General features: G+C 48.0%; 25 protein-coding genes and 1 tRNA gene. 11 read left to right on the top strand and 15 right to left on the bottom strand.

Annotation, left to right across the window (positions count from 1 at the left end; translation table 11 throughout):
- Window positions 1–23 precede the first annotated feature (23 nt).
- The 4 genes from K300_RS0107005 (at window position 24) to K300_RS0106990 (ending at window position 2,850) form a co-directional block, all read left to right on the top strand.
- A complete protein-coding gene (locus K300_RS0107005; RefSeq protein ID WP_022850957.1) occupies window positions 24–443 on the top strand; it encodes a CoA-binding protein in 420 nt (139 codons plus the stop codon).
- Between the two features lie 1,253 nt (window positions 444–1,696).
- Window positions 1,697–2,104 (top strand): hypothetical protein, encoded by a 408-nt coding sequence (locus K300_RS0107000; RefSeq protein ID WP_022850956.1) that lies wholly within the window; start codon window positions 1,697–1,699, stop codon window positions 2,102–2,104.
- A complete protein-coding gene (locus K300_RS14905; protein WP_022850955.1) occupies window positions 2,070–2,438 on the top strand; it encodes a helix-turn-helix domain-containing protein in 369 nt (122 codons plus the stop codon). Before K300_RS0107000 ends, K300_RS14905 begins: the two co-directional genes overlap by 35 nt.
- A complete protein-coding gene (locus K300_RS0106990) occupies window positions 2,431–2,850 on the top strand; it encodes a hypothetical protein (protein ID WP_022850954.1) in 420 nt (139 codons plus the stop codon). Before K300_RS14905 ends, K300_RS0106990 begins: the two co-directional genes overlap by 8 nt.
- A gap of 418 nt (window positions 2,851–3,268) precedes the next feature.
- Here the strand turns inward: K300_RS0106990 and K300_RS0106985 are convergent, their stop codons facing one another.
- From K300_RS0106985 to K300_RS0106975, 3 genes are read right to left on the bottom strand one after another with little or no spacing between them, the layout of a single operon-like run.
- Complete coding sequence (locus K300_RS0106985) at window positions 3,269–6,004, bottom strand: glutamate synthase-related protein (protein ID WP_022850953.1); 2,736 nt, start codon at window positions 6,002–6,004, stop codon at window positions 3,269–3,271.
- Entirely contained in the window at window positions 5,997–7,193 is a 1,197-nt protein-coding gene (locus tag K300_RS0106980; RefSeq protein WP_022850952.1) for a class II glutamine amidotransferase domain-containing protein, read from the bottom strand. The genes K300_RS0106985 and K300_RS0106980 overlap by 8 nt, the downstream gene beginning before the upstream one ends.
- Window positions 7,190–8,899, bottom strand: a complete 1,710-nt coding sequence (locus tag K300_RS0106975) for an FAD-dependent oxidoreductase (protein WP_022850951.1) — start codon at window positions 8,897–8,899, stop codon at window positions 7,190–7,192. The genes K300_RS0106980 and K300_RS0106975 overlap by 4 nt, the downstream gene beginning before the upstream one ends.
- Before the next feature lie 247 nt (window positions 8,900–9,146).
- Between K300_RS0106975 and K300_RS0106970 the strand changes: the two genes are divergently transcribed.
- Window positions 9,147–9,386, top strand: a complete 240-nt coding sequence (locus tag K300_RS0106970; protein ID WP_022850950.1) for a hypothetical protein — start codon at window positions 9,147–9,149, stop codon at window positions 9,384–9,386.
- A 65-nt stretch (window positions 9,387–9,451) separates the two neighbouring features.
- On the opposite strand, the gene K300_RS0106965 is transcribed toward K300_RS0106970, so the two are convergent.
- From K300_RS0106965 to K300_RS0106930, 8 genes are all read right to left on the bottom strand, one after another.
- Entirely contained in the window at window positions 9,452–11,620 is a 2,169-nt protein-coding gene (locus K300_RS0106965) for a methyl-accepting chemotaxis protein (protein ID WP_022850949.1), read from the bottom strand.
- Between the two features lie 26 nt (window positions 11,621–11,646).
- Window positions 11,647–12,318: a winged helix-turn-helix transcriptional regulator gene (locus K300_RS16120; protein ID WP_022850948.1), complete on the bottom strand. Its 672-nt coding sequence runs from the start codon at window positions 12,316–12,318 to the stop codon at window positions 11,647–11,649.
- Window positions 12,287–12,985 (bottom strand): phosphate signaling complex protein PhoU, encoded by a 699-nt coding sequence (gene phoU, locus K300_RS0106955; protein WP_022850947.1) that lies wholly within the window; start codon window positions 12,983–12,985, stop codon window positions 12,287–12,289. Before phoU ends, K300_RS16120 begins: the two co-directional genes overlap by 32 nt.
- A gap of 10 nt (window positions 12,986–12,995) precedes the next feature.
- Window positions 12,996–13,763: a phosphate ABC transporter ATP-binding protein PstB gene (pstB, locus tag K300_RS0106950; RefSeq protein WP_026836347.1), complete on the bottom strand. Its 768-nt coding sequence runs from the start codon at window positions 13,761–13,763 to the stop codon at window positions 12,996–12,998.
- A gap of 60 nt (window positions 13,764–13,823) precedes the next feature.
- Complete coding sequence (pstA, locus tag K300_RS0106945) at window positions 13,824–14,990, bottom strand: phosphate ABC transporter permease PstA (RefSeq protein WP_022850945.1); 1,167 nt, start codon at window positions 14,988–14,990, stop codon at window positions 13,824–13,826.
- A 10-nt stretch (window positions 14,991–15,000) separates the two neighbouring features.
- The gene (gene pstC, locus K300_RS0106940; protein ID WP_022850944.1) at window positions 15,001–16,230 is read right to left on the bottom strand and encodes a phosphate ABC transporter permease subunit PstC; all 1,230 of its coding nucleotides are present in this window, start codon (window positions 16,228–16,230) and stop codon (window positions 15,001–15,003) included.
- Window positions 16,231–16,321: 91 nt separating this feature from the next.
- Window positions 16,322–17,335, bottom strand: a complete 1,014-nt coding sequence (locus K300_RS0106935) for a PstS family phosphate ABC transporter substrate-binding protein (protein WP_022850943.1) — start codon at window positions 17,333–17,335, stop codon at window positions 16,322–16,324.
- 228 nt (window positions 17,336–17,563) lie between these two features.
- Window positions 17,564–17,800, bottom strand: a complete 237-nt coding sequence (locus tag K300_RS0106930) for a hypothetical protein (protein WP_022850942.1) — start codon at window positions 17,798–17,800, stop codon at window positions 17,564–17,566.
- A gap of 347 nt (window positions 17,801–18,147) precedes the next feature.
- On the opposite strand from K300_RS0106930, the gene K300_RS0106925 reads away from it, so the two are divergent.
- The 3 genes from K300_RS0106925 to K300_RS0106915 all read left to right on the top strand — a co-directional run bounded on the left by K300_RS0106925 (window position 18,148) and on the right by K300_RS0106915 (window position 19,646).
- Window positions 18,148–18,705 (top strand): thermonuclease family protein, encoded by a 558-nt coding sequence (locus tag K300_RS0106925; protein WP_162139865.1) that lies wholly within the window; start codon window positions 18,148–18,150, stop codon window positions 18,703–18,705.
- A gap of 114 nt (window positions 18,706–18,819) precedes the next feature.
- Window positions 18,820–18,904: transfer RNA gene (locus K300_RS0106920), tRNA-Leu, on the top strand.
- A 175-nt stretch (window positions 18,905–19,079) separates the two neighbouring features.
- Window positions 19,080–19,646, top strand: a complete 567-nt coding sequence (locus K300_RS0106915) for a hypothetical protein (protein ID WP_022850940.1) — start codon at window positions 19,080–19,082, stop codon at window positions 19,644–19,646.
- A gap of 261 nt (window positions 19,647–19,907) precedes the next feature.
- Here K300_RS0106915 and K300_RS0106910 read toward each other — a convergent pair whose 3' ends face one another.
- From K300_RS0106910 to K300_RS16110, 3 genes are all read right to left on the bottom strand, one after another.
- Window positions 19,908–20,786, bottom strand: a complete 879-nt coding sequence (locus tag K300_RS0106910) for a nickel/cobalt transporter (RefSeq protein WP_022850939.1) — start codon at window positions 20,784–20,786, stop codon at window positions 19,908–19,910.
- Entirely contained in the window at window positions 20,783–21,379 is a 597-nt protein-coding gene (locus K300_RS16115) for a DUF1007 family protein (RefSeq protein ID WP_022850938.1), read from the bottom strand. The genes K300_RS0106910 and K300_RS16115 overlap by 4 nt, the downstream gene beginning before the upstream one ends.
- 153 nt (window positions 21,380–21,532) lie before the next feature.
- Window positions 21,533–22,300: a helix-turn-helix transcriptional regulator gene (locus K300_RS16110; protein ID WP_022850937.1), complete on the bottom strand. Its 768-nt coding sequence runs from the start codon at window positions 22,298–22,300 to the stop codon at window positions 21,533–21,535.
- 511 nt (window positions 22,301–22,811) lie between these two features.
- Between K300_RS16110 and K300_RS14885 the strand changes: the two genes are divergently transcribed.
- Genes K300_RS14885 through K300_RS0106885 form a run of 3 tightly spaced genes read left to right on the top strand, consistent with a single transcriptional unit; the run spans window position 22,812 to window position 26,001 of the window.
- Window positions 22,812–24,398 (top strand): BCCT family transporter, encoded by a 1,587-nt coding sequence (locus K300_RS14885; RefSeq protein WP_051135319.1) that lies wholly within the window; start codon window positions 22,812–22,814, stop codon window positions 24,396–24,398.
- A 16-nt stretch (window positions 24,399–24,414) separates the two neighbouring features.
- A complete protein-coding gene (locus K300_RS0106890; RefSeq protein ID WP_022850935.1) occupies window positions 24,415–25,308 on the top strand; it encodes a glycine betaine ABC transporter substrate-binding protein in 894 nt (297 codons plus the stop codon).
- Window positions 25,309–25,326: 18 nt separating this feature from the next.
- On the top strand, window positions 25,327–26,001 hold the full coding sequence (locus K300_RS0106885; RefSeq protein ID WP_022850934.1) for a S1 family peptidase: 675 nt from the start codon (window positions 25,327–25,329) through the stop codon (window positions 25,999–26,001).
- Window positions 26,002–26,037: 36 nt separating this feature from the next.
- Here K300_RS0106885 and K300_RS0106880 read toward each other — a convergent pair whose 3' ends face one another.
- Complete coding sequence (locus tag K300_RS0106880) at window positions 26,038–26,577, bottom strand: YfbU family protein (RefSeq protein ID WP_022850933.1); 540 nt, start codon at window positions 26,575–26,577, stop codon at window positions 26,038–26,040.
- Window positions 26,578–26,621 lie beyond the last annotated feature (44 nt).

Genomic DNA, 26,621 nt, shown 5'->3' with positions numbered 1-26,621 from the left:
TAAGAATATTAACGGAGGCTGTCATGGGAAATCTCACAGATGATAGATTAAAAGAACTGCTTACAAATGCGAAAACCGTTGTTATTGTTGGTGCTTCTAACAAAGAAGACAGGGCCAGCAACGGTATTATGAAATACCTCATGAAGAACGGTTACGACTGCTACCCCGTTAACCCTGTCGAGGAAACGGTGCTTGGCGTTAAGGCTTATGACTCCATCGCCGAAGTTCCCGTAACCCCTGATATAGTTGATGTTTTCCGCAGAAGCGAGCATGCGCCGGATATAACACGCTCCGCTATCGAAAAGGGCGCAGGGTTTATCTGGCTCCAGGAAGAGGTGAAGAGCGAAGAGGCAAAGAAGATGGCCGAATACGCCGATGTACCCTTCGTTATGGATAAGTGCATCTTTAAAGAGATGATGCGTCTCGGTCTTTACGGAAGCTAAGAGGGGAGGGTTGAGATTCTAGGGGAAAGTTTTCCCTTAAACTAATCTGGGAAATTCATCATCCTGAGAATTTCCCTGCCGCTACACCTGGCAAAGCCTTCGCTCCGCTTACTTCCGTTACAGAATATGAAGCATAGCTCCATATTCTTCACTTCAGGGCTTCCATCCCTGGAAGCCTGTTGAGTAGCAACCTTAATATTTCCCTCAGAATGGGTTTTTGAGGGGATTCTAAGGGGAAAGTTTTCCCTAAAAATTTCCCCTTAGTTATATTTTTTCACAGAACACATTAGAAAATAGGCACTAATATATTTGTATTGCGCTTGTGCGCCACATACTTTTGGCGCAAAAGTATGCAAAACCTTTCCCTCAGGGTTTTCCAGCCCCCATAGTTACTCATTTATTATCATAAATTCGTAATTGATGGCGGTACCCTCATTTCACTCTTTTTCCACCTGAAGTTTTGCTGATGCTGAGGAGTGTAAACGCACCTCATGCATTCCAGTATTCAATATTTAGGATTAACACATCTGTCACGTACGGCCAAAACTTCCGGGCGGTTCCAAAAGAGCTTATTCGGCTGTAAAACATTCGGGGAGGATTAAGAGCGTTTGTGACAAAACTGGTTGTGGACTACTAGTCTTCCGGTTAATGAAATACCTTTTTCACGTCTTACGTTGTTTTCTCTTGAGCGTAAAGGAAATTACTTTCTTCGAACGGCAGAAAAATTTCCATGGATGGAAAATTATTCAGACGGATAAAGGGGTTTTTGAGGGGTGCGGGGAACTTTGTTCCCTAAAAAGTTCCCTGCGATTTTCTATATTAATCTGGGAAATTCATCATCCTGAGAATTTCCCTGGCTGATTTAATCTATGGAATTTCCCGTCCATGGAAATTCCATTGTTGTTCGGGCAAAGAAACTTTGCCCTCTCGTACTTCCGGCTTCGTGAATTGAGCAGAGCCCAATTCAGCTTCGCCTTCAGGGCCAACATCCATGTTGGCTTTATTCGCTTCAACCTTGATAATTATCTTCAAAATGGGTTTTTAAGGGGATTCTAAGGGGAAAGTTTTCCCTAAAAATTTCCCCTTAGTTATATTTTTTCACAGAATCACATTCGAAATAAGTCACTATATTTGGCAAAAAATCCCTGTTGTGATACTATGCCTAATGTGAATAGGTTTCGTATTGTGATGATGATAGTTGTTGACAGAAGTACGCACAGTGCGTATTTTACTTATAAGTTAAGCGGTGGTTTGTGAAAGGACATAAGGTTGGCGGACAAAACTTTTATCAGATAAATGAGAGGGTCTACATAACGGAACAAGGCATATCAGAGTTTAATGATATTACTAATGAAGTATTTGATATTAGCAGTCCAGGCAAAGTGCTGAGAAAGTATATTGCCCTTTTTAATTTACTGGGATGTGGAAGAAGGATTAACCATCCAGAAAAGATAGAACATCTTGGTGGAAAGGCGTTTGAGCTTAAATCAAAGCCATTTAGAGCTGGGGCACTGTCAGTTAACGGGTGTTGGCTTATTTTATCTTTCTGGAAGGTTCAGGCCAATTCGAGCAAATCGAAGAGTGAGAGTATAAAGCGGGCTTGCAGGCTATGCGAGGAGACAGAAGATGATTTTAGAAGACTATTACAAAGGTTACGATAAAGAGACTAAGATAGATATTCAGACAGATATGGTTAAGCTTCAGGTTTCGACCGCACTCAAGGAGCTTATGGAGAGCAAAGGTTACACTAAGAAAATCCTTGCAGAGAAAATGGAAGTAAGCCCTGCATACGTAACCAAGATATTCGGCGGAGACAATATTTCTCTTAAAACCATTGCCAAAGTTGCAGTAGCCCTTGATATCCATATGGGTATCAAGCTTAAAAACTTGGATATCTCCAGCAGAAAAAACAATGTCGTAGATATCAAATATTATTACGAAGATACAGACGAGTCGCATATTCTGGATACAGAGCCAGAGGTGGAGTGTGTATAAAACGCCAATATCCATTACAGATTTTTTTGTGGTGGAATCCGATTTCAGCTTTAATGTCAGGTCTGAGAATGTCGGTATTAATGTTGATGTGGATTATTCTGTAATTAGCCGTGAAGTGAACGATGAAATAGAGCACGGACTGGAGGTTCGTCTTGTTATAAACGGCGACAAGGAAACCGGACATGTTAAGGGGAGAATTGTTTGCGCTGGATTCTTTGATGTTGATGAAGATCTTGAGGAAGATGAGCAGAAGAAGTATCTGATACTCAGTGGTCTGTCGATAATTTACGGCCTTCTTAGAGGTATAGTCTATGAGAGACTTTCAGCATTTCCTCCTGATATGCGGCTACTACCTGCAGTGAATATTAGAAATCTTGTTAAGGAAAAGATAGAGAGCAGAAAGAAAGATTGATAGGTTACTGTCATCTTTGTGAGAAGTTCAGTTGGTAGGTTATACTATGCATGATGATTTGGTGACGATGGGTTCAATGCTAGAAACTGAGTTTGTTTCAGATCGAGAGGGTGGAATATCAGCTGTTAAAACAAGTTCTGGAGACTGGTCTTGTGAGACTTGTGCAAATAATCCAATTGCAACCGCTGTAGCAACTGTTACTGCTACAGCAACATTTGCACCTAGTATAGTCCTATTATCGTAAATAATGATACTAATCAAATATTAAGTGTGATAGCATCTCCAATTATATCAAATATCTTTGACAGGGCAATGGGTTATGTATCTGTGGACATTAAAGAGATCGCAATCCTTCTTGAACAAATAAAGAACTATTTAACGTAAAAAGCCCCCTGTTCTCAGGGGGCTGTATTGAATCTTATTCGTTTGATACCGCGGCGACCGTCGCCTTTGGTATTATCTTTGAGAAGGTGGAGAATATCTTCTCCGGGTTGCTTTCATACGCTTCAATGAACTCTTTGAGTGCCTTATTGAAACGCTGATCGATATCCACATCCTTGAACTGTGCTATATAGTCATCGATATGTTTTTGTAGGAACACCCTGTCTTCGCTCGTGAGATAGTCGATCTTGCGGACCCCCACACCGAGCTGTTCATCACTTAGCTCACCTCTTATATAGGCTGCTCCTGCTGTCATGCCGGAGCAGACGTAGTATCCTATGGGGTTTTGCTTATTGGCGATGTTCAGGATTATCCCTATGCCCCCTTGGGCGTATTCCATGAAGTAGTCGCCCATCCTCCTTTCGGAGCCCACGCCATAGATGGCGACGGGTGGTGTACGCTTGAGGAGTTTCTCCTCGTACATCTTGAGGAATTGCTGCCACTTCATTTTGTTTCTGAGTGATTTACGTTTCTGATACCTGCGTACAATCTCGGCGAGAACCTCGTCCTTCTCGGCGTTTACGAAACGGTCCACATCTATATTCTTCCATTCATCGGGGAGCCCCGCTTTCATGAGAAGTAGGTTACGCACACCGCCGCTCTTTGCCACACGGAAAACACCGCTCACTGAGTATGCGGCGAAAAGGTCGCTCACGTCTCCGGCGATGTTTATCTCTGACGGGTTTGACGTGTTGGCAACGCCCACCTGTGCATTTGCCGGTACGGTGGTCTTCGTGGAATGGTTTGGTATCACGTTTATCTTAACATCGTGGACGAAGCCGAAGCAGTGGTTTCCGGCGAGTCCCCTCACGGTGATTTCCTCGCACTCGATACCGGTTCCGATAACACGCTGACCCATAACGTTGTCGAGGAAGAACCGCTTAACGCCCCTTCGCACAGCCTCTTTCATGATATAGTTCAGCTCGAGGCTCTCTATCTGGTCAAAGCCAATATCTATGGTTAGTTCCTCATCCTTGATATTTGAGAGGATCTCCTCGAATTTATCGCTGCGTTCCTCTGCAACTTCCTTTTCGGAGCGGAAGAGCTTATTGTTCATCTCGGTCTGTTTGAAGTTCGGCACCTGTTTATCGAACTCCCCGTGGCCGAAGGTCTGGAACAGGAGTGGATCGCTTCCATGGTAACGGAAACGTCTTGCGCCGACGACATCCGCATGGGTTGTCATCCCGAGCCCTGCGGCGAGTCCCTCCATATCCTCATGGAAGGATTCCACAAGGTTTGCCATGCTGTCGCTGGCCGTTTCCGGCTCTATGCGGTGGCCGTACTTACGGGAGGTGATCCCCCATGCGCACTGACCCGTATGGCATCTGCGGCAGAGGGTACAGCCAAGTACGTGAAGATGACGCATTCCCATTCCGACAAAGTCTGCACCTGCGAGCATGGTCAGGAAGGCGTGGAAGCTGTTCATAACGCCCCCTTCGGCTATGATGGATACTTGCTCTCGAAGACCTTCACGCCTAAGGGCGTAGTCCGCCATGTGTGTGAGGTATATGATATTGAGTCCTCTGTTCTGCATATCCACCATGTGTGCCGCACCGGTGGAGCCGTCCCCCGCCTTAACGGTTATGTAGTCGAAGCCTGCCTTTGCAAGGGCCACGGCAATCTCGGGGAAGTTCCAAGCCGTTCCGTATACATCCGCACCGATCAGCTTGTCGTCACCAAGGAGACAGCGGAGGGACTCCACACGCATGGGGAGTTCTTCGATGGAATACTGGAGATGCTGGGGGTTTGGTGCTGTAAGGTGGCGAAGCGCCTCGACACAGCGGAGCAGGGCGATCTCGTAATCGTTCTTCTTGTCCTGAAGCCTGCCCCCTTTACCCTTCTTGGCATCCTGACCGTACTTCATCGATACTCCGGCGAACTTGTCCAGCTCCAGCCATGGGCCGTAGCCTCCGGAGCCGAACTGCAGGATGCAGTATTTTGCGGCGGGCATCATATCGGGATGGACGTATCCCTCACCTGTGAAGAATGGACGCCCCAGCTTGATACTGGCCATCATACGGGCGAGGATCGCCTCGTGGCTGTTGGAGCCGTAGCTTTGGTGCACATCGAATATGGGCGTGTCGCACTCGAAGCGTGCGTTTCTCTTGCCGAGCGTCATACGGCGAATCTGGCCGGCGAACTCGTGGAGGTGGTCACGCTGGGGTGAGAGGATCTCCGCCGCATCGATGAGCCAGTCGTTGTCCATCTTGGATTGGGTTGCACCGAGGTGAGCACTCGATACGGTGGATTTATTGCTTGCCCTGTTGATGATATCGTTTATCACACCGGAGCCTGTGAGCTTCACCCCTACATCGTTGTAGTCAGGGTTTTCGTATACCTTGATGGCACGCTGGGGACACATCTTCACACATCGCTTGCAGTTACAGCACTCATCGGGGTTGATCCAGAGGATCTTCTCCATGAATGCAACGCTGTCCCCCGCCTCCATGTTCACACGGTTCCCCTCCTCGTCCAGATAGCGAACCTCCATGGAGAATACGCCTGTGGGTGATTCGGGTTTGGCGAGGTTGTGGGTGCAGGCATCCACGCATGTTGCGCAGTGAACACATCCACGCCCCGGCTCTGTGAGTTCATCGGTTACTTCAACCCAGTATTTTGCACCCTGGGCGTAGATCCCCGTTTTGTCCGGTTCGGTGTATTTTATGGAACGTCTTGTTACGACGTTGTTTTTATGTCTAACTATATCAGCCATTGTTCCTCCAGCCGTAACTGAGGCATTCAACTTCCTTGTCCTTAACCTCGAAGGCGACTATCTTGCCCGCCTCCGGGTCGTACATGGTAAGCTCTTCGTTCATGAAGTATGCCGCACTGATAACAGCCCTCTGCTCGCTTCCCAGCAGGGCTACCTTTTCGTTGGTGCCTATGCTGAAGGAGCGGAGGTGGTCCCTGTCCGTATAGCCTATGACCACGTCATCCACCATACTGATGGCGGTGGCGGGGCCGCTTATCTTCATCTTGTTGAGGATCGGGTGGTTTGTTATCCTTTTGTACCGCTCAAGCTCCTCAAGGGGCATGGATGCCTCCTCCTCGGGGAATCTGCGGCAGAGTATCCATTCTATCTCTTGAAGCGTGTAGCCCGCTCTGAGTAGGTAGCCAGTTTGCAGGAAGATCGCCTCGGAATCTGTTCCCACATGAAGCGGTATGTCCAGCTGTTCAAGGGCACGGGCGTTTGCCATGTCGCTTGAAAGGTGTCCGTTGTGAACACCGGCTATCTCGCCGAGGGATATGGGCTGGGGTCCCCACCAAAGGCCTCTGCCGGCACTTGTGGGCCAGCGGAGGTGGATCAGGCAGGCATCGTAGAAGTGGTCCTCATATTTGTTCAGATTGTATATGTTTATGGTGTCTTCAAGCTCGAAGGCGGTGAGGAATGTTGCGTTGTTCTTGGAGCTTGAGAAGATCCTCGCATCATCCTTGAACGCCCTGTTGAAGCGGCTCACCATGGTTACCATATATGTGTTCTCATCCTCCATCCGCTCACGGTACATCATTTCGTCTCTGGAGGGGGGTACAACGGAATAGTGCATGATAACGGGGAGGTCGTATTCGTAGTAGAACTTGCGCTGGACCATATCCTCCTTGTCGAGGATGCGCACACCCCAGCTGTTGATAACCTCCTCAAGCTCTGCGATCCTGTCCTTGGAGCGGAACATGATGTGGAAGTTGTAGAAACTGGTGTCCTTGTAAAGGCTTTTGAGTGTTACTCCGGCTCCGGCACGCCCTCTGTACTGCAGGCATCTTGCCGCTCTGAGAAGGGCCTCAAGGCTGAAATCACCAGCCACAGCCAGAAGGCCGCAAGCCCCCTGGGCAAGCCCCTCTTCGCCGCCGGAAAACTCGTATACGCCTAAATCCCCTGAACGGGATGTTCTGTCATTCAGCATCATTTGTTCCTCCCTTCAAGGCTTTCGCTCTGGATGTACTGGGACTTTCTTAAGCTGTCCCATCTGGAGCCTTCGGCGTGTATGCTGAGTGCTGCCCTTGGGCAGGCTTCGACGCTCTTGAAGGTGGCATCTTTAATGTCGTCATCCAGAAACATGTAGAAGAACTCATCCATATCCGGCTTCCAGTTTTTGTTCAGTTTAACTATGGAGCCGTCGGAGTAGTACCAGCACCAGTCGCACTGGATGCAAATACCGCAGTTAAAGCATCTGCCCGCCATAAGAACGGCCATATCATCATCCATGGTTTTGACGATCTCCTTGAAGTTCCCCTCACGCTCTTCAAAGGGGAGGGTTTCCTCAACTAGTCTCGCCTCCTTTTGGAAGTACTTTGTATTGAGATCCCTGTAGTATGCAATATCTCTGGGCTTTTCCTCTTCGAACCTTTCACCGAGGAAGCCTCTAACGCTTTTGGCGGTATCCTGGGCAAGGCCCACCACACGGACAACCATGCCCGTATTCTCCGTGGAGCCCATGGCGGCATCACCCGTTATGAATATCCGGTCCCTTATGTCTTCGGGGAGATCGGGGCATATCATACGGGGGAAGTCCACTGTGAAGCTTTCGCCTACGAAGAAGAGGTCCGGCTTATCGCCGATGGCGAGGACTATGCGATCAAACTCGAACTCCTCGGTTTCTCCGTGGACGGGAACGGGCTTTGAGCGGCCGCTTTCATCCACAGGACCCAGCTTCATTACCTGAGTTACGAGCTTGAAGGTATCCTTGTTCTTTTCGATGCGCAGGGGCTGGCGGAGGAAGCTGAACTGGACACCCTCTCTGGCAGTCTCCTCAACCTCACCATCGTGGGCGGTCATCTCTTCGGCGGTTCGCCTGTATACCATCTGCGCCTTTGCGCCGAGGCGTACAGAACAGCGCACAACATCCATGGCTGTGTAGCCGCCGCCGATTACACCGATGCGTTCGCCCTCTTTGATGTTAAGCTCATCCTCTTTACCGAAGTTGAGCTTGCGGAGGAACTCCACACCATTCTCGACACCGGGGAGGGTTTCCCCTTGTATGTTGATTTCACCGGGCTTATGGGCACCGGTGGCGACTATCACAGCATCATACTCAGAGGTGAGGTTGCGGAAGGAATCCTTATTTATTAGTGAATTAAGGTGTATGTTTACGCCTGTTTTCTTAATGAACTCAAGCTCTTTCTCGAATATCTCCCTCGGGTAGCGGTAGGCGGGGATCCCTTCGGTTAGGAGCCCTCCGGGTTTGCTGTGCTTCTCGAAAACATCCACTTTGTAGCCGCACCTTGCGAGGAAATAGGCCGCAGATAGTCCTCCGGGCCCGGAACCGATAACAGCAACCTGTTTGCCGTTGTGGGGTGAGAGCATCTTGGGGCTGAGCCCTGCGGAGTATCCCCAGTCGCTGATGAATCGTTCCAGGGCTTTGATGTCCACAGACTCGCCGAACTTGGTTCTGTTACATGCCGTTTCGCAGGGGTGATCGCAGAAGCGGCCGCATCCGCTGCTGAAGGGGTTTGTCTCCTTCAGGACATAGAAGGCTTCCTCGAATCTTCCAAGCTTTGTTAGGAAGAGGAAGCGGGGGATGTCGTTGCGGGCGTAGCATCCGTGGTTGCCGAGATGATCACGGCTGTAGCACGGGCTTAACCTGTTGATATACAGGGGAAGCAGTCTTTTCAAAGCTTACCTCCGTTTAGAATTTTTGGGGTTTATTGTATACCCCCGTCCAGCCGGACAGGGTTGAAAATATACACTCACACATTACCAATGTTACTACCAACACCAGTCATTAGTATAGGGAAATGTTGAAAAAAACAAAACAGGCTCGTTTGTTTTATTATGAAAGAATACCAAAATTGACCGGAATCAAGTAAAAGATCTCCCCGGTGCTGTACATTTATCCTAGTACAAGAAAGGAGGATATGCCATGCATGACGGATGTTCAGGAAGATTCGATAACGGCAAGCAGGTTGTGGATAAAATAAGGATGATGGGATTCAATGTAATGCCTATGGAGCCTGTGGAGAAATACTGCTCCAACTGTGAGGAGAGTTTTACTATGCAGACCTATGAGGGAGTATGCCCCGGGTGCGGGATGACCTACGGTGTTACGCCCTGCCACAGCCACGACCCCGAAAGCATTATGCCCGCCGGAATAGATTACTGATCAAAAGAACGGGGGAGCATCAGCTCCCCCTCAGATGTGTCAAGGTGTTCTATCGGTAAAGGTTGTTACTGCTTTGTTGTGTTGAAGATCGACACGGACTTCTGCAGTTCGTGCATCGATTCCTTCATCTCACGGAATATTTTGAGGAGCTCTTCAAGGCTTTCGGAGCTCTGACCCACCATCTGCTCAGATGATTGAACTCGTGTACTGACCCCTTCGATGGCGTCATCCCTTCTCTGCAGGGTTGTCTGCATTGTGGCGAAAGTTTCTGAAAGCTCTTCGCTTGAGCGTACTATACCCTCAAATACCTCTGTGGTTCTGCCCATTATCTCGGAGCCGGACTTAACTTCGGACTCCGTTGTCTGCATATTGTTCAGCACATCGGATATGTCGGAGTTGAAGCCGCCGATGATCTGTCCTATATGTCCGGTTGCGCCTCTGGTTTTTTCTGCAAGCTTGCGCACCTCGTCTGCGACAACGGCGAAACCGCGCCCGTGTTCGCCAGCTCTGGCAGCTTCGATGGCGGCGTTAAGTGCTAGAAGGTTTATCTGGTCTGTTATATCATCGATTACCGTCAGTATGTTTCCTACCTCCTGGGATGACTCGCCGATGCGTCCAACCGTATCCGCCAGCTTCTCCACAGATGAACCTATGGCGCTCATCCGTTCCGAAAGGTCTGTCATATCCTCGGTTCCCTGCTTGGTTCGCTCATCGTTCTCTGTTGTGAGATCCATGGTTCTGCTAAGGTTTTGGTGCATCTCGACCCCCGCAGCACGGACGTTTTCCATCTCGGCCACAAGCTCCTCGAGATTGCTTTTCTGTCTGCTGAATACATCCTCGAGATCGTTCTTCTTGTTGTCGAAGATGTCGAAGCTGTTCTCTGTTTCGGCGAAGACAACCATGATGTTCCTTACCAGGTCATCAAGACGGACGAGGAATGCGTTCATGTGTCTTGATATTTTGGCGATTTCATCCTTGTAGTATATCGGTATTCGTTTGCTGAGGTCGTTTCCGATCTCGTCGATCTCCCTGCCCACAAAGTCAATGCGGCGGAAGACGAGCCTGTTGAACAGGAGGATGAGCAGGATGAGGATTACGATGAATGTTATCCCCGAAGCCACAAGGACGCTGGATATAAGGTTTCGTATCTGCCCCAGAACCTCGGAGCGGAGGAGCTTTATGACAACATCAAATCTCTGACCGTTGAAAGATACACTCTTCTTGGAGAGTATAAGCCCCCCTTCGGCACCTTCCATGGTTTCAAGCTGAGCATCACCATCTCCAGAGTTTTTGACAAAGCTTCTTACGGTATCCTCGCCGGAGCTTTCACCCATATTGAGGATCTTGCCGGAACTATCCAGAAGACGTACATGGGTGAATTTGTCTATCTGCGGGGGTATGAGGGATTGCATAACATCCCTTGATACCTCGACGAGGACCACCCCCGTTCGAATATCATCGGCGTTAATAAAGCGTGCCATGTAAGCGACCTCTTTATCTTCGCCGATATCCTTAGCTGCAAATTCGGTGAACAGAGTCTTATCCTTAGGGGTTTCCATTCCTTTTTTATAAACCTTTGCCAGTCTACTGTCTGCAAAGGGGCCGTCATTTAGGTTTGTGGCAAAGGCGGGTGACTTGTCGGTGGTGTAGACCACATAGCCGTCCGAATCTACTATGGTGAGGGCCTCTATAAGGTAGGGCTCCATGAGCATGCGGAAACTGCCGTCGTAGGATGAGAGTACAAAGTTGTATTCAACAGGAAACCTTGCGGCCTCCTCCTTGTCTATGTCGGTTATGTTGGTATACTGAAGAACAAGGGAGCGGAAATTATGCTTGTTTTTGAAGTTACGCCCCTCCATCCAGTCAAGCATCTTACTGTTTCCTGTTTTCTCGTAGAATTCACGAAGACCGTTCACCAGCATATCTGTATCCAGAGAGGGTCTGCGTCTTAACTTGTAGAAAGCAGAGGTCATGCTGTAGAAGCCTTCGGTTACGTATGCGTTTTTTGTGAAGGTCACAAGGAAATCGTCAACAGAGTCGTAATAACGTAGAAGCTTGTCGGATACAACGTTTTTCAGAAGCTGAGCCTGGTCCTTTCTGCCCTTGATAAGCTCCTCTTTCCCTCTTTCTATCAGTACTGTAGATGTTATTAGTGTTACAAGAAGAAGAGCAGCAAAGATCATGGACACAATCTTAACCTTAAGGCTCAAGCTTCGAATTATTCCTTTTCTCATTCTGTTCCCCGGCAAATTATGAGATTTTAACGAAAGATATATCCTTTCCTGTAAACCGAGCGTATGTAGTCACCATGTACGCCAAGTTTTCTTTTTAGTCCGGATACGTGTGAGTCTACTGTTCTTGTGGAACCATTGGGCACGTCATCCCATACATTCTCTAGAATTTTTTCGCGGGTAAGAACCCTGTCAGGGTTTTTAAGGAATAAACGGAGCAGATCAAACTGCTTGTTGGTTACCTTGATCTCGCTCTTACCCACAAAGATCTGTCTGGAAAACTCATCCAGCGTGATATTCCGATAGGTAATCCTTCCGGAACCGGTCCCCAGCCCTCTGTGTATGAGCTTTTCGCACTTAATCGCTAATACACGCTCCCCTGTTTCCAGGGAGTAGACATCCTCTGCCCCATGGGCAAAAGCTTCCAGAGCGAGGGCATCGTCTTTATTAACTGTAAATGCCATGAGAGGAACAGCGGAGAGTTCGGGGCTGTTCCTTCTGGCTTCCATCTCTTTCTTCCAGTCACCTGAGCTGTCCAGGTGAAGGATTATTATATCCGGCGGGGATGTGTCGAACTGCTGAGCATCCTCCGGACAACAGGACTGCTGGGAGACGGGCATTATCTGCCTCTCCCGGAGCCTCTGTGTTACGGTGTTCTCAATATCGCTGTCAGCTGTTACTAGAAGAGCTTTCCCCTTCATCTCTAACTTCGCGTACTGCCACGTTTTTGATGATCTCCCCGGTGGCCATGTAGTAGGCATGCTCGGCAATTGTAGCGGCATGGTCGGCGGCCCTTTCGAGGGAACGTGTTATGAATATGAGCGATACGGTGCTCGGTGCCATCTCGGAGTAGTCTGTGAGTGATTCCACGGACTTCTTAAGGATCTTCTTATGGATCTTATCCACCCTGTCATCCCTTTCAATGATGGAGAGCGCCAGTCTGTCATCCCTATCATGGAATGCCTTGATGGAGTCCTTTATCATGGCGCTGGTCTCTTTGAAGAGTTTGGGGAGCTTTATGAAGTCCACCTTGTAAAGGTCTTCCCCATTGCGGACGATCTCCTTTGCAATCCCTTCGCAGTAATCTGCGATGGATTCGAGCTCGCCGATTATGTTCAGGGTGGCAATAACGAGCCTGAGATCCTGCGCCTTGGGCTCATGGAGAGCAAGAAGGTAGACGCAGATCTTGTTAATGTCGCTGTCCAGCTTATTGACGCTGGCATCCCGGCCGATTATGCTTTCTGCAAGCTTGGGATCGTAGCCGTTCAGAAGTGTACCAACATCCTCGACCATGCCGCTTACGTAAGAAGTGGCGAGATCGAGTTTTTCCTGCATCTCTTTAAGTTTATTCTCTGTTTTGCTGATCATCCTATTCCTCTTAACCGAACCTTCCGGTAACGTAGTCCTGGGTTTCCTGCTTGTCGGGGTTGGTGAATATCTTCTCTGTGGTGTTAAACTCCATCATCTCGCCCATGTAGAAGAATGCGGTGTATTCGGAGATCCTGGCAGCCTGTTGCATACTGTGGGTAACGATAATGATTGTGTACTTCTCCTTAAGCTGGAATATGAGCTCCTCGATCTTTGCCGTTGCGATGGGGTCAAGGGCGGAGGCGGGCTCGTCCATGAGGAGGATATCGGGCTGCATGGCTATTGCTCTGGCGATGCAGAGACGCTGCTGCTGACCACCGGAGAGGGCTGTTGCCATGCTTTCGAGTCTGTCGGAAACCTCGTCCCAGAGGCCTGCCTTTCTGAGGGAGTCCTCAACGAGGTTGTCCATATCTGCGCCTTTCTTAACGTGGCCGTGGATACGGGGCGCATAGGCGATGTTTTCATAGATCGTTTTGGGGAAGGGGTTCGGCTTCTGAAAAACCATTCCCACCTTTGTCCTGAGATCCACAACATCGATTTCCTGGCTGTAGATATCTGTGTTATCGAGGGTTATCTTTCCATCCACCCTTGTTTCGGGTATAAGGTCGTTCATCCTGTTCAGGCAGCGCAGAAGTGTGGATTTACCGCAGCCTGAGGGCCCGATCATAGCGATAACGTGTTTTTCGGGGTAGTCGATATTTATATTCTTGAGGGCGCAGAAGTTGCCGTAGTAGAAATCAAGGTCCTTAACGGACATCTTGATTTTAAGGCCTTCCATTTCCTTGATTGTCTCTGAGGGACGGCTTGCTGTATCTGTCATTTTATGCAACCTCCTGGTTTACCATTTACGGTCGTATTTGTTTCTCAGCCAGATGGCTGTGAAGTTGAGTGATAGAAGAACTGTGAGCAGTACTATAATTCCTGCGGCGGTTCTTTCCACATAGGGCCTGAGGCTTGCGCCGGACCATGTATATATCTGGGCGGGGAGAACTGTTGTTGCCTGCAGGGGGCCGTCCGGTATATCGGGGATGTATGCCATCATTCCCACGATGAGCAGGGGAGCTGTCTCACCCATAGCCTGGGCCAGACCGATGATGGTTCCTGTGAGGATACCGGGGAGCGACACTGGGAGAACGTGGTGCGCAACCACCTGCCACGGTGATGCACCAACTCCATAGGCGCCCTGCCTGATGGAATCGGGAACAGCTCTTAGCGATGCCCTTGTGCTGATTATAATAACGGGCAGGGTCATAAGTGCAAGCGTCATACCTCCCACTAGTGCTGATGAGCGTGGAACGTGGAAGAAGTTGATGAAGATTGCAAGACCCAGAAGTCCGAATATGATCGATGGTATAGCCGCAAGGTTGTTGATGTTTATCTCAATGAGCTGGGTGAACCGGTTGTCCGGTGCAAACTCCTCAAGGTAGATCGCTGTCATAACCCCCAAAGGCACACTGAGAAGCATAGTTATTATAAGCACATAGATTGTACCCACTGCGGCGGCGAGGATACCTGCGATTTCAGGCATCTTGGAATCACCTCTGGTGAAGAAGCCTGTGTTGAATGCGAGCCTTATCCTGTCCGCATCATTAAGCTTGTCCACATACTCCTTTTCGCTGTCCTTAAGGCGGTTTGGCTTGTCTTTCATGTACTGATCAACATCACCTTTTGCAGTAACCCACATGGTGCGTGTTGTGCCCATGTAATCGGGGTTCTGCTCAACGATCTGGGGGATCATCCGGAGGAAGCCTCTGGTTGCTATGTCTCTATTCTCTCTGCTGACCGCCTTGAGCGGAATCTTAACGGTCTTCTCGTTGAAGGTTACGTCCACCAGCACCTCTGTTTGAACAAAGGCCTTGTAACCGGTTGATATAATATTGCCGAAGAAGAAAATGAGGAAGAGTGCCGCTACAATGATGGCCACCTTGCCGTACATTGAGAAGCGTTTCTCCTTGGCATACCTTTTTTTAAGGAGCTTTTGGTGTTCGTCGCTGTGATGATTCATTCATTACTCCTTATTCGTATATCTGTCTGTATTTGCGGATTATTATTGTGGAAACAAGGTTCAGGCAGAGGGTGAACACAAGCAGCACAAGACCGAGGCCGAAGGCCGAAAGGGTCTCGAGACTGCTGAACTCCTGGTCTCCTGTGAGGGCGTCCACAATACGAACAGTAACCGTTGTCATACCCTCTAGGGGGTTCCATGTGAGGTTTGGTCTGAGACCGGCGGCCATAACAACGATCATCGTTTCGCCCACAGCCCTTGATATGGCAAGGAGGATTGCGGAGATGATCCCGGGAAGAGCCGCAGGAAGTATAATCCTTTTTATCGTTTCAGAACGTGTTGTTCCAAGGGCCAGTCCGCCCTCGCGGAGGCTTTGGGGGACTGAGCTTATTACGTCATCTGAAAGGGAGGAAACGAAGGGGATGATCATGATTCCCATTACGATTCCTGGTGCAAGGGCGTTTGTATAGTCAGCTTCAAGCCCGAAAAACTCTGCAGCCTCAACAACCAGGGGGCTCACGGTTAGCGCGGCGAAGAAACCGTATACAACCGTGGGGATCCCTGCAAGGATTTCGAGGATGGGCTTGAAGGTTTTTCTAATTCTAGTGTTTGCGTATTCAGAAAGATAGATGGCAGCATACAGACCCACAGGAACGGCAACACATAGTGCTATGATTGTTATCATGAATGTTCCTGCGAAGATAGGCACTGAACCGAACTCTGGCTCTGCGGCCATCTCACCCTCTCTGCCCGCTCCATGGAGGAAAGCGGTGTCGGGGTTCCATGAAGTTCCTGTGAGGAAATGGAAAAGGTTTACATCACTGAAGAATCTTATAGCTTCGAAAAGAATTGAGAGTACGATTCCTACGGTTGTCAGGATCGAGATAAGTGAGGAAGCTATGAGCAGATATCTTATGTGGCGTTCTACAACAATCCTCGCATTATAGAGCGGTGAGAGTTGTTTGTTCGCCATGATTGCTCCTATTGCCATAAGTAGGGCGCAACCTGCAAGAACGGCGACACCGGGAGTGTCGAAAAGCCTTGTGGTCTTAAGAAGCAGAACCAGCATGAGAAGAATCCATGCCGGAAACGTAGTTTTGATAAGGGTGTACATCCCATAATGGCCTGGACGGGCAGTTAGGCGTATCTTCTTGTTTTCCCATCCACCTGCCTTCATCCTGCCGAAAACATATGCACCGACAGTTGCGGCGATAAGAATAATTATTGTTGCTATCAGCATTGGCTGACTCCCTGGGGAAATCTGAATTTAAACAGAGCAGGCCGGCAAAAAGCCGACCTGCCCTGTATATAGTTGGATTATTAGCTTTAGCTTACTTAAGGTCGCTCATCTGGAGACCTTTGCGGTTCTCCCAAACGCTGCGGTACTTATCACGGTCAGCAGCGGGAAGGGGGATGAGGCCGATTTCAGTAAGGAAACCGTCATCACCGATCATCTTCTCGGAAAGGAAAAGGTTAATATACTCTTCCATGCCGGGAACTTTGCCGAGGTGGTTGCCCTTTACGTAGAAGAAAAGGCTTCTGGAAACGGGGTATTCGCCAGATGCAACAGTCTCGGGTCCGGGCTTAACGCCTTCTACGGAAACTGCCTTGATTCTGTCAGAGTTTTCCATGAGGAAGCTGTATCCGAAGATACCAACAGCGGCCTTGTCCTTTACAAGCTTCTGAACGATAAGGTTGTCGTTCTCGCCTGAGGGAACGTAAACGCCGTCCTGACGAATCTTGGAGTAGTCGCCACCGTACTCTTTCATTTCGCTAGTAGCTTCTTCAAGAACAAGCTCTTCGAAAGCGTCACGAGTACCGGAAGATGTGGGAGGGCCGTATACGAGGATCTCTGCGTTGGGGAGAGATGAATCGATATCGGACCACTTCTTGTAGGGGTTCTTAACAAGCTTGCCGTCCATGGGAACTTCCTCTGCAACAGCAAGAGCAAGCTGAGCACGGCTGAGGTTCATGTCAGCGGCAGCTTTGTTGTGAGCGATTGCGATGCCGTCATAACCGATTTTGATTTCGATTACGGGGTCGATACCAACTTCGTGGTCCTTCTTAAGCTCTTTAGACTTGATACGACGAGAAGAGTTGGTGATGTCGGGAGTGTCAAGACCAGCACCTTCGCCGAAGAGCTTGTGACCACCACCGGAACCAGTAGACTCAACTACGGGAGTGGGGTACTTGGTTGTAGCACCGAATTCCTCAGCAACGTAGCTGGAGAAAGGGTACACAGTGGAAGAACCAACGATTCTGATCTGGTCGCGAGCAAACGCGAATCCTGTTGTGAGCACGGAAAGTGCAAGTGCAGCTGTGAGCAGTTTTGCGAAACGCTTCATAGTTTTTGTTACCTCCTTAGATATGCAACTTTGAAACACGTATCATTTAGACGAAGATTGTAAGGTTTGGATTAAAGAAGTGTCAGAGAGTTGTTAAATATGATGAGTGGGTGCTGAATGGGTCTATTGAAAGGGATCCTGAGGACGGAAAAAAATGAGTATGCGCAAAGAAAAAATGCCCTAGGGGGTTGCAAGATGGGCTAGCTTGAGTGAACGGGGGAGTTTTGCCTATTGTTCATCGCTCCCTTCCATCCTCTGTATGCACTCCTCCCTGTCCCATTCGTCAATCTCCATTACACGTTTATCAGGGTTCCGGTATACTCCTTTGTTGAAGTTGTCCAGTGTTTCGGGGAGGGACCATGCCATGAAAATTTTCCTCCCAAGCTCTTTTCCATCAAGGTAGACGCATTCCTGCATAAAAAGTTCCTCTAGGGTATCGATCCTGATCAGCTTATCTTTGTCCATTATATACCTCCGGGAGCCTCGGGGTATGTGTGCACATGCTCGGTCTGGGTGAGCAAGCTACGTGTCACAAACAAAGACCGGGGCATCCCTTCTAACTAAAATAATGATACATAAAATCCTTATCTAAATATTAGCCTGCGGAAACTCAGATGTCTATTAAATGTGAGTATTTGCTAGTGAAGAAAATATACTTATTATCAGACATATAGGTCAGCTACATGAATACTGCTAGACAAAAACATGTATGAGACGTGAAGCTGTTGGTCGTGGAAAGCATAAACATTTTGTATAAAATTGACAGAAGGAGGTGAAAGATGCGGCTTTTTCTTTTGTCAGTTCTGTTTTGTATGCTTGCTTTGTCAGGTGTTTATGCATTCGAGGCCGAAGTAAGCAGGGTGGTCGATGGTGATACAGTGGACGTGAGTACAGCCGAAATGGAGACTCTTCGTGTTCGAATGGCCTGTATCGATGCCCCTGAGAGGGGAGGTGTGTTCGGCGAAGAATCGATGGGTGCGCTTAAGGAGTACCTTGACGGTGAAACGGTGGAAATTGTTGAACAGGATATGGACCGGTTCGGAAGGATAGTTGGTACCGTAAAGGTTCAGGGTGCTGATGTGAACCTGGATATGGTTCGCAGCGGCTTTGCCAGGGTTTATCCAAGGTACTGCACCGATGATGACTATTATATTGCAGAGAAGGGAGCCCGTTTGGCTGGTGTCGGTCTTTGGGCTGATGTTGAGCCGGTGTTAATGGTGGCGGGGGATGCATCCTGTAAGTGTGGAACAAAGCGCTACTGCGGTCAGATGCGTAGTTGTGCAGAGGCGTATTGCTTTACGCAGAAATGCGGCCTGACAAGGCTGGACGGAGATAAGGATGGAGTGCCGTGCGAGAGTATTTGCAGGTGATATTGAGATTGATGCTGAAACTCTTGAGAATCGGGGCTTGGAGGCGTATTTTACTATTGACAGGACAGCATAAAAAACATATAAGCTGTTGAATCATTTATGAATACGTCTTTTGCCGAAGTGGTGGAATTGGTAGACACGCAGGATTCAGGATCCTGTGCCCATTGCGGGTGTGGGGGTTCGAGTCCCCCCTTCGGCATATATCTAAGCTCAGCCTAATGCTGGGCTTTTTTGCTTTGTAGGGCGATAAGGGTGATTGCGCTGAGCGAGTAACCAGATTGGGCATATGTGGAGTGACCTTTCTCCCGTAAACTAGACCAGAGTTTACGGGAGAAAGGTCTAAAACACAGGAAATAAATTAATGAGGTGAATATGTGGATCCATTAACTTTAACTATATTAATTGCTTTACCAGGCCTTTTATCAGCTTACAAAGGCGAAGGAAGAAACAGAAAAATGGATGACTTCATGCAGTGGCTGAAAGAAAACAATCACACCGGCTTTGTTGAAGTTATGCAGAATCAGGTTCAACTTCAAAGTCATATTAAGGATATCATCGAAGGGAACCATTCTGATGTTATGGATAGCCTTAAAGATATTCAAGTAATGATGGCCGAGGTTCTTTCCAACTTTAAAGGTTTTACCTGGGTTAAAGAAACTGCACCAGAAGAGTTTTTTTCAGAGCAGGCGATAGATATTTTTAAGCAATTTTATGAAAATAGGCTGCATTCAAGCACCTTGTGCAGAACCTATGATGGTGCCGAATTGAATGGTATAAGAACACCAAAAGGAAGAGAGCAAAATTTTTTAGAAGATGATCTTAATTATCTAGTGGGTGCCGGCTTATTAAGAGAGTCTGATAGTAAAAGAGGTGAAAGAGTGTTCTACCCTACAAGAGTTGGGGAAAGTTATTATCAAAAATTATCTGGACAATCAGAATGATCTGTCCATATTATTATACTCTAAGCGAATGATAATACGAGAGATACGTAAAATTCAGGATCCTGTGCCCATTGCGGGTGTGGGGGTTCGAGTCCCCCCTTCGGCATATATCCAAGCTCAGCCTAATGCTGGGCTTTTTTGCTTTGTGGGGCGATAAGGGGTATTATCGACCGAATAACGGTGATAGGCGTGTATGAATGTACAGTAACTCAGATTTTTAAGTTACTATGTATTGCTCAGCGATAAACCAGTACTGAACCCTCAGACCATCGTATAAAGAAGTGCAGCGCCGAAGAGTGTCACCAAAACCCCGCCGACTGTTTCGGCATACCCTGCGAACCTGGAGTGGGTATCCGGGTTTTTCCCGATTCTTTCCAGAAGGTATTCCCGCATAACTATCGTAAGCCCTCCCACAAAGGCCACTGTAAGCGCCATACCAAGTGCTACGGTAACGGCAAGGATCGCACCCAGCAGGGGCATCTGCATCGATATGAAGAATATCAGTATTATCATTGTTGCAGGGCAGGGGACAATCCCAAGCGCAATAATCACCCAGAGAGGCCTTTCCCTGCCTTTCTCTGATTCGGCGGAGCAGCAGTGCCCCGTTCTTTTTACGCTTCGAAAAATTATCAGAAGCCCTATCAGCGTAATCATTACATAGCTGACCCATTGCAAAGCCTCGCCAGTCTCGCTGAAGCGGTATGTCAGCCTGCCGAGGGATAGCATATAGATAGCGGACACGATGATGATTGCGGATACACCGTGAAAGAAAGCTGTTGCCGCCCCGAGGACGATTCCAGAAAGCCTTGTTCCGCCCTTTGAAATCAGGTAAGAGGCAACAAGCGTCTTGCCATGCCCTGGCCCGGCGGAATGGAGTATGCCGTACATAAATGCCATAGCAAATAACCACCAGAGGTTGCTGTAGTCCTTCTGTTTAATCTCACGGGTGAGAGCTGTTATCTTCTGTTTAAGGATAAGTTGTTTCGATATAATAAAGTCTTTAAGCTGAAATCCATCGTTAGCAGGCTTGCTCTGCTCTTTCTTGTCGGGGGGAGCCCCAAAGGGGTTCGCCGAAGCTGAAGATGGCGTGCAGATCCCGATAAGCAGGGCTAACAGAACAAGGGTGATTATGTTTTTCATTTCTTTGAAAACACAAGCCTGAGCGAGCCTATGGACTCTGGATTCATATTCCTGCTCCAGGTGTCGGGTTCGGCGTACTCAATTGTAGTCGAAAACCCTGATGAATGGAGTGTTGGCTTCTTAGCTTTTAAGGAGACAATTGCTGTGTAGTTAGTTGAGTCAAGAACTTTCAGATCAATGGAAGAGCCGCTCCCCTTCGCAGGAATACCCAGCGGAACGCTGAAATCATAGACAAGCCTGTTGCCTTTGATCGAAACATCAAACATATCCACAAACTCGACCGGAAATGATTCACCATTGATATCAATACGCAAAAAGTAGCCGTGGTGAACGAGGTTTTCAAAGACATCCCTTCTGATCAGCTTTCGCTCCTCTTCATCGATAACCCTGTCGCCATCATCGTAATCCATGATGATCCCGGAGGAAAACATCTCGTCAAATTCCCAGTGAACAAGAAGTTTTTCAACACCCTGTTCGTTGAAAACGAATGATACCTCCGAATCCATAAACACATGGGGATGGGCGGATGCAAGTGCTGTATGCATGATAATAACGATGATTAGGGCGAGCTTTTGAAGCGTTTTGGTATTCATAAAATGATGATTTACAGTAGACCCTATAAAAAGTAAAGCAAAGAGTATCAGTACTCCTTTTTTATCATTACTGCCCCTAATTAATGATTTCAATGCCATCAGCATTAAATATACGTGTGTCCTTGATGAGGAGAAGCTTTAGAGTATCTTCTATCACATACTAAGATACCGCCCCGCAAGGCATATGGCGATGGCCTGTTGGCGGTTATTCACCTTAAGCTTATTGAAGATATTCTTGATATGGTACTTAACCGTATTCTCGCTTATACTGAGTATCTGAGCGATCTCCCAGTTTGTTTTTCCTTCAGTGAGCCAACCGCTTATCTCATTCTCTCTGGCGGAAAACGATGAGAGTAGAGTAAGGGTATCAAGCCTTTTCCGGATAACCATAAGGTGCGGAACTATCATCTTTGCGATAATCTCGGAGCTTCTTCCGGGGGTGGTTTTTGCGCTGGCAAAGGAGATGAGAAAGGTGAAATCCTTGCTTCTCGAATCGTCATAGACCGAAAAGCCGTATTCCAGCCCGTAATGCTTCCTCCTGACAATAACCTCTGCCTCCTTTGAGGAGAGCTGTCTGTCGTAGGCATCCCACAATATATAGGAGGAGCGGTCATCGGAGGCGAGCCGTCTCTCCACCTCGAACTTAACCGGATCCGATTCAAGGTAGCCCCTTGAGTGGTATTCTTCCATCCACATCTCGGGGTTGGATATGTTCACGAAGTTGATCGTTGTTCCATGCCTATAGGAGGATTTCATATATACATAAAGAATGTACTCGAACCCGAGATATTCTCCGGCTGTTTTAAGAAGCTCATGGAACCTGTCTTCGTTTGTGGTTTTCAGGCATTGCTGAATGAAGTCGAGGGTGAATACGAGCTCTTGTCTGCTCAGTTCTGAGTAAGTGTTGGCGTAGAATCCCATAACGTTTCCTAATTTATTTGTATTATATAGAAATATTACCCCGTGATGGGACATTAACCAACAGAAACTAGTCATTAAGTATTAAATGGGTGTGCATAATTTGGCTTATAACCTGTGAAATGACCGTTTGAGGCACCTTGTGCAACCTTTCACCTAGAGAAATTACTAATCGCTATAAAACGTGCATAAATATTTACACGGCTGAAAGTTTATGTATGAACTATAACTTCCTTTTGGGACACACCTTCTCGGTTATCGGGTTATTATTGCCTTTTTCGATAGTAGTACTGGTCGTTGCAAACAAAAATATTATTTGTTAATAATAAGATATGCTGTTATGAGGCTTTGCGTCGTCATTTGCATATAAGAACCTCATCCGATTCATCAATTAACTTTCTACTTGGGAGTAGTTATGAGTGAAGATAAGAGAAACAACAACGAAAACCCGGAAGAACACGAAGACCCGGGTCAGCCGGAGGAGTACGAGGCGGAAGAGACTGAAGGGAGCTGGATGAGCCTTGATATCCATCCATGGGTATTCTTCACCTCTGCCGCACTCATCGTGCTTTTTGTGGCTGTAACAATCATATTCCAGAGCTATCTGGGCAACTTCTTTGCTGATATGCAGGGGGCGATGTCCAAGTATGCTGGATGGTTCTTCATATGGACCATGAACATAGTCCTTGTTTTTGTGCTGGTAACGTTGATAGGCAAGTTTGGCGATATACGCCTGGGTGGCCCCGATGCGGAGCCGGAGTTCAGCACCATGGGGTGGTTTGCCATGCTATTCTCCGCGGGTATGGGTATCGGCCTTCTCTTTTACGGCGTTGCCGAGCCGATGTTCCATTATACTGCAAACCCGCTTACCGATGCCGGTTCCGAAGAGGCGGCACGCAAGGCGATGGATATAACGTTCCTCCATTGGGGTCTTCACCCGTGGGGTATTTACACCATAGTGGGTCTTGCGCTGGCGTTTTTCTCATTCAACAAGAACCTCCCCCTCTCCATCCGCACCGCATTTTATCCGATTTTCGGTGAAAAGATCTACGGCTGGATAGGGAACACCATCGACATCATCGCAACTGTGGCGACCCTTTTCGGTGTTGCAACATCCCTCGGTCTTGGTGTCCAGCAGGTTAATGCAGGGCTTGATCATCTCCTCGGCATTGGCCAGTCGAAGATGATACAGGTCGCGCTGATTGCGTGTATTACGGGCATTGCCACATGGTCTGTTATTAAGGGTCTTGATAAAGGTATCCGCAGGCTTTCGGAGATCAACATAAGCCTCGCATTCATTCTGCTTGTGTTTGTCTTTCTCCTCGGTCCGACCCTGTTTATTCTGGACGCTCTTCTGGAGAACATAGGTTACTACGTACAGTTCCTCCCCCAGCTCTCCACATGGAACGAAACCTATGAGCACACCCAGTGGCAGCACGGCTGGACGATATTCTATTGGGCGTGGTGGATCGCATGGTCGCCGTTTGTGGGCATGTTTATCGCAAGGGTATCCTACGGCAGGACGATAAAGCAGTTTATCCTTGGTGTTCTGCTTGTGCCCACGTTTGTAACATTCATATGGATAACGGTATTCGGTAATACCGCAATATTTATAGAGATGTTCGGGGCAGGTGGAATCGCAGCGGCGGTACAGGAGAACATCCCCGTATCTATGTTCGTTCTTCTGGATAACTTTCCCCTCTCCAAGATAACATCGACCATAACGGTCTTTGTGATCGTTGCGTTTTTCGTAACGTCCTCTGACTCCGGCTCTATGGTTATCGACATCATCACCTCAGGCGGAAACCCCAATCCCCCTGTTCTCTCAAGGCTTTTTTGGGCTATACTAGAGGGAGCAGTGGCGGCGGCTCTTCTCCTTGGAGGGGGGCTTGTGGCACTGCAGACGGCGGCGATTACGACCGGTCTGCCGTTTGCGATAGTCCTGCTGGGGATGTGTTACGCCCTGCACAAGGGGCTGGCGGATTATGCCGGTCCGCAGGAGTTTAAGATAACGGCACCCGGAATGAAGAAGTCACGCAACCTGACGGTGAAGCGCAAGCCTTCGCTGGATAAAACCTTCGGCCGAAGAAGGCTTTGGTAAAAAGGAGGGTAAAGCTTTGATTAAGAATATAATAACAACGACCCTGCTTGCTCTGCTCCTTATGACCGGAGTGGTACAGGCAAGAGAAACGGTTAAGATAGCCTATGTGGACTGGTCCAGCTCCGTTGCATCGAGCTATGTTGTTAAGGCTGTGCTTGAGGAGAAGATGGGAATCCCCTGCAGGCTCATAGAGATGCCCGCAGATGAGATGTGGAAGTCAGTTGCCCAGGGGAGGGTGGATGCGATACTTTCCGCATGGCTCCCCGACACCCACGACCAGTATTACGCAAAGTACGGCGAGGATGTGGACAACCTCGGAGCAAACCTTGAGGGCACACGCATCGGTCTTGTTATACCGCAGGTTCCCGAAGGACGCTACACCTCCGGAACGGGGATCCGCAACCGTCCATTTATGGACATAGATTCCATAGAGGACATACAGGATAACAGAAACAGGCTTAGCGGCAGGATCGTAGGTATTGACCCCGAGGCGGGTATCATGATCAAAACCCGCGAGGCGATGCTGGAATACGGTCTTGAGAACTTCCATCTTGCGGATGTCAGCGAGCAGAATATGGTTCGTGAGCTCGAGCGTTCCATCAAGGCGAAGAAGTGGATCGTGATAACAGGATGGGAGCCCCACTGGATCTTTGCCAGATGGGGATTGAAGTTCCTTGAGGATCCGAAGGACGTTTACGGTAACGGAGGGCACATCGCCACCTTAGCCAGAAAGGGGCTTAAGGAGGAAATGCCTGATGTTTACAGATTCCTCGACGGGTTCCAATGGGAAAAGAAGGATATGGAGCAGGTTATGCTCTGGATCCATCAGGATAAGGGGAACTTCCCCTACGAGAAGGCGGTTCGCTGGATAAATACCCACCAGAGGCAGGTGGACAGCTGGATCAAATAGTTTTAGAAGGAGCAGCAGATGCTTACAGATACATTTCTGAGATATAAAAACGGATGTCTCAAGCTTTTTGTTAAGGAGGGGGACACGATCTCCTTTGTGGGAACGGGATTCATCGTCCACGAAAAGGGGTACCTTGTTACGGTTGCCCATATACTCTACTCCCAGCAGAATCTTGTCGCAGTTGCAGAGGATACGGGGGATGGTTTTGTGCCGGTGGTTTCCCAGGAAAACTACCCGATGCCGGTGAATGTGGTAGATATGGACTACGACAGGGATATAGCCCTGTTAAAGTTCGACACGGATGTTAATATCGAGATGCCCGATCATATGATAGGAACCCCCGATGACACTGTGGTAGGCAATCTCGTATCATGCGTGGGCTACCCCTTCGGTTTCCACCATGTCTTCAACCAGACGATACAGTCCGCCATCGTATCTGCGAAGATAAATTCCAGAAACGAGACAAACATATTCCTCTTCAACACGATGATACACCTCGGAACAAGGGGCGGACCCCTTGTGGATGTGGAAGAAGGGCGAGTTATCGGAGTTGTAGCGGGACAGTTCGATCCTCTTGAGGCGGCGCCAAAGTTTATGAAGGAAGAGGAGCTTCCCGATTCAAACTTCTCCTATGCCGTATCCATAGAGTACGCTGCGGCCCTGCTGGAGAAGCACGGGCTTGACATTTCATAATTAAATATAAAGGGCTCCCTTCGGGGAGCCTTTTTTTCAATAGTTGTTTCCTGCATCAAGAATTCTGAGGATTTCTTCTTTTGTGAGTTGATACTTTTTTACTGTAGGAATGTTTTCCCACTCATCAAGCATTCTTTCGTAAACATTTAACATGGGAGAGTGTGAGTTAAATGAATCATTTTCTCTTCCATTGCTTAATTCTTCAAATTTTTCAGGGTCTTCAAGATAAAATTTAGCATAACGTAAGTATTCAGTCTCATTATTTCCATCAAAACCCTCAAATAAGAATCTACTATGTTCTTTCACTTCATCGTAATCGTTTTGGTTCACAATATTTGTAATAACTCTGTACAAATTAAGAATTGCCAAAACTTTTTCACATTCTTTTCTTTCAAATATGTTATCATCAAATTCACAGAGATATTCAAATTCCAGTTCATAGCCTCTTAGAAGAATCTCAATATTTTTATCATATTGCCTTTCTTCAATATCGTTATCAGTCAATTCTTTTAGTATTTTGTACTGATTAATCAGGATTAGTCTGTCTTTCTTTGTTAAAGTAAGGTGTTCTTTCATTGGTACCTCCTTGCTGTTTGTCTAATTGTATCACGAAATGGGAA

It is taken from the genome of Limisalsivibrio acetivorans, assembly GCF_000421105.1.
Classification (GTDB): domain Bacteria; phylum Chrysiogenota; class Deferribacteres; order Deferribacterales; family Geovibrionaceae; genus Limisalsivibrio; species Limisalsivibrio acetivorans.
Note: the sequence above shows the minus strand (reverse complement) of the source record. Positions and strands in the feature narration are given on the sequence as shown.